General features: G+C 37.3%; 1 protein-coding gene and 1 pseudogene. Both read right to left on the reverse strand.

Translation table 11 applies throughout. The annotated features are described in order from the left end of the window. Positions 1 to 126: 126 nt before the first annotated feature. Positions 127 to 1,800: a mechanosensitive ion channel family protein gene (locus F6K13_RS23565; RefSeq protein WP_287288564.1), complete on the reverse strand. Its 1,674-nt coding sequence runs from the start codon at positions 1,798 to 1,800 to the stop codon at positions 127 to 129. A 1,288-nt stretch (positions 1,801 to 3,088) separates the two neighbouring features. Next, positions 3,089 to 3,654 (reverse strand): annotated as a pseudogene (locus tag F6K13_RS23570) (hypothetical protein); the annotation flags it as partial.

Here is a 3,654-nt window from a genome sequence, read left to right on the forward strand (position 1 = left end):
TCAGGGGGAAAAACATTTCCCCCTGTTCCCTGTTCCCTGTTCCCTGTTCCCTGTTCCCTGTTCCCTGTTCCCTGTTCCCTGTTCCCTGTTCCCTGCTATACTATTTTTTTGAGGTTTCAAAGATAATTAGGTAGACTCTTGAACACGAATATCTTTCTGGGGAATAGGAATAGAGATTCCTTCTTGAGCAAATCTTTCCTTAATTTGATGAAGAGTTTCATTATATACCTGCCAGTAATCTGAAGTTTTAGTCCATCCTCCTACATACAGATCGACGAAGTATTCTTCAAATTTCCATGCAAATGTACTTGGTCTTGGTTCCTCTAATACTAGAGAATGAGATTTAAAAATATCCAAAAGTAATTGCTCAACTTTAGACAAATTCTCATTATAACCAACCCGAATTTGCAAACTAACGCGACGAGTATCTCTAGCACTATGATTAACGACCACACTACTCAAAATAGAGTTATTGGGAATTGTAATAATCTGACCAGTCCAACCTTTTATTTTTGTATGAGGGAGACTGATGGAATCAATGTAGCCTGATGTTCCACATAGTTCTACTTCATCCCCTACATTAAACGGACTATAGATCATAATCATTAAACCACTAGCCAAATTTCCAATATTGGTTTGCAAAGCAAATGCCAAGATGAAGCTAGTACCACCAACTAAGGCGAGAATTGGAGCAAGATTTATTTCCAAAGCAGTCAAGGCGAATAAGACACCAACACCAACAGTTGCTTGCCAGACAGATCTGACCAATAATTGACGCAAAGGGTCAGAAACTCCCCCTACAATTCGCAGACTTCTATTAGTCACAAAGCCTAAAATGGCAGCAACAATTACAGAAGTAGCCACAATTGCAGAAAAGATACCAATATTTTTGCCCCAACGTAAACCACCTTCTTCTGATTTGATCCAACCACCTATTCTTAACCATAAACCTTCAGTATCACTTACATCAATCTCGACACCACTAACAGATTCAACATATTGCCGGAAAGTTTCAGCTTTGCCCCCTTTACTCTCAAATTCATCCAAAACAGTATCAAAGCGATCGGCAAGAGCAGTTTGCTGCTGTTGAAGTTCAGTGACATCAACGACCAATTTAGTCTTGACTTCCGATGCGACTTCACTAGAATCTTCGAGTTTTTGTGATAATGCTTCTAACTGTTTTTCTTTCTCTACTAATTCCTGTTGACTATTGATATTATCTGTATTACTAGCTTCATCTTCGATCGCTTCTGCTACCACTTCTAGATTTTGGGTAGCTTCCCCAGTTCCTTCACTTTGCTTTTTAACCTCAACAGCTTCCTCAACTGCTTCTTGAGCTTTGGCGAGTTCTTTTTGTGCCGCTTCTAGATTTTTTTCAGCTTCCTCTGCTTCTGGAGAACCAGGAGATGCACTCTTTTTTCTTGCTTCTGCTTCCTCAAGAGATTTCTGAGCTTTTTCTATAGCATCAACCGCTTCTTCAGATTTTCTGGTTTCCCGATTTTTGCGTTTGATAGCAATCTCAGCATCGCTAATTTCCTGAACTTTGGCTTTTAGCAAATTCTGCCAAGCTTTAGCTTCGACTTCTAATTCCTCCTGAGTCAAAGGTTTGAGCAAAAGCTTCAGCTCATCGACAGGAATTTCTGGTTCTTCAGTAGTAATTGCTGCAATTGTGGCTGAAGTTTCTATTTGTGATTCTTGGGAACTAACTGGAGACACCCATAGCGTTAGAGTACAAGCAACTACCGTTAGGCAAAATGCTTGCCATTTATGGCTAAAGATCAATTTTTTTCTTTTTTTCATTAATCTATCTCACTAATAATAGGTGTTAGGTATTAGGTTTTAGGTATTGGGTATTATACCAATTTTATGTGAGGTGGCACAGAATTATGAAATTTATTAACTTGTCTATCTCGATCTACAGTCAACTCTGATTAAAATATTAGGCGTTGGTGAAAAGAGGTATGATATCATGTCCGGATCAGAGCGCGATAGAACTCCGTGACCTTTACGCGACCAAAAAACTTTCTCCTTCTACTCGGGGTTTCTTCTTCTTTCTTCCCTCCTGACTTATGACTCGGTCCTTCCCCTCCTGGGAGGGGGAGGGGCGAGGGGTGGGTTGACTCCTAAATAATTAAGATGAATATCATACACGCGCTTTACCAACGCCAAATATTATTCTATGCAACTTAGAAATGAATTTGGTATTCGTGAATTTATCTAAATAAATCTTTCTACATTGAGCAGAAACTTGTCATAGATTTGCCGATGATTGGATTCTTATTTGCAGAAGATGAAAATTAATATATCTAGGGAAAATATCCTCAAAAGGCAGAGGGATTTCGACAAAACAATTGAAGCATCACACAAATTAATTAGTATTATGAACAATCGATATGATGGGTTAAATTAACATCTATATATACATTCAATAATTAATAATTAATTATTAATAATTACCTCTCCTTGAAAAGAAGAGGATTGACTCAAAGGAAAATTTTGATTTATTATCCCCTTAAAAGGGTCCGCTTTAAACCACAATTTTTCGGTAAAAAGATAGAGCAATCATTCAAAACTACGCTTTTTTGAAACATTTACTTTCTGATCGAGCAGAATTATTAGTATTATTCATAATAATTACTATCTAACAGGAAAATCTATACTATATATTTTAAAATATTCTCTTCCAGTAGCTGTAGTGGACGGACACAGCTAAAATGGTAGGTTGCGACGGATTTTTGTTGGGTTTCCTAGGAGGAAAAATCAGGTGTTTACTTTCCTGATAAAAACTTGATTTTTCAGTTAAATAATTGTAAAATTTTCCGGAAATTAGCATAGCAGTATATTTGGCAGATAAATTCTATAAAAATACAAACCAAGAAGTGCTTAATCATAAAATTTGACTTTAATATAAACAGGACTTACGCAAATGGATTATAGTCTTTGCGTAAGTCCTGAGAAATAATATGTGGGTAATACCAAGGGTGATAAATGTTTGCTACAAATAGTCATACTGTTTTTAGACCTTTCCAAAAATACCGATTTTGAAAAGGTCTAATGTAATTATCTAGTTAGATGATGATGATGTATTCTAGGACGAAAAGATAAAATCATTCTCGGTTAAACTATTGCCTAAACTATTGACATTCTCGACTAACAAAGTGCCTCCACCAAAGTTAAAAGTTTGACCATTCATTTGATATTCAATGGTTCCAGCTTGAACACCTATAGTAATGTTACCGGATGGAGGAAGGTTAATGAGTAGATCGTTACCAATTTCTTCAACAAAGGGGAAATCGAGATCTGTCAATTCACCATCCGCACCTGCGACATTACCATTAGGCCAGTAATCAAGAACGTCAAAATTCTTCAGGCTTAAATCACCAGGAGGTGGATTTTGAGTAAAATTCAGCAGAATATCGAAGCCAAATTCAATTTTATCTAGATTGCGTTCAAATCCCCTTAATGTATCGTCGCCAAAACCGCTTACTCCCTCATCACCTGTAACTTTAAAGATATCCTGCTTACTATCCATATCGGGTAGGATAGTCCGGACTAAACTGCTTCCTCCCCCAATCAGAATATCATCACCCGTTCCTCCGACTAATGTATCCTTATCAGCACCCCCTTCAACCGTATCATTACCACTACCGCCGA

This window comes from Okeania sp. SIO2B9, from assembly GCF_010672505.1.
GTDB classification, from domain to species: domain Bacteria; phylum Cyanobacteriota; class Cyanobacteriia; order Cyanobacteriales; family Microcoleaceae; genus Okeania; species Okeania hirsuta.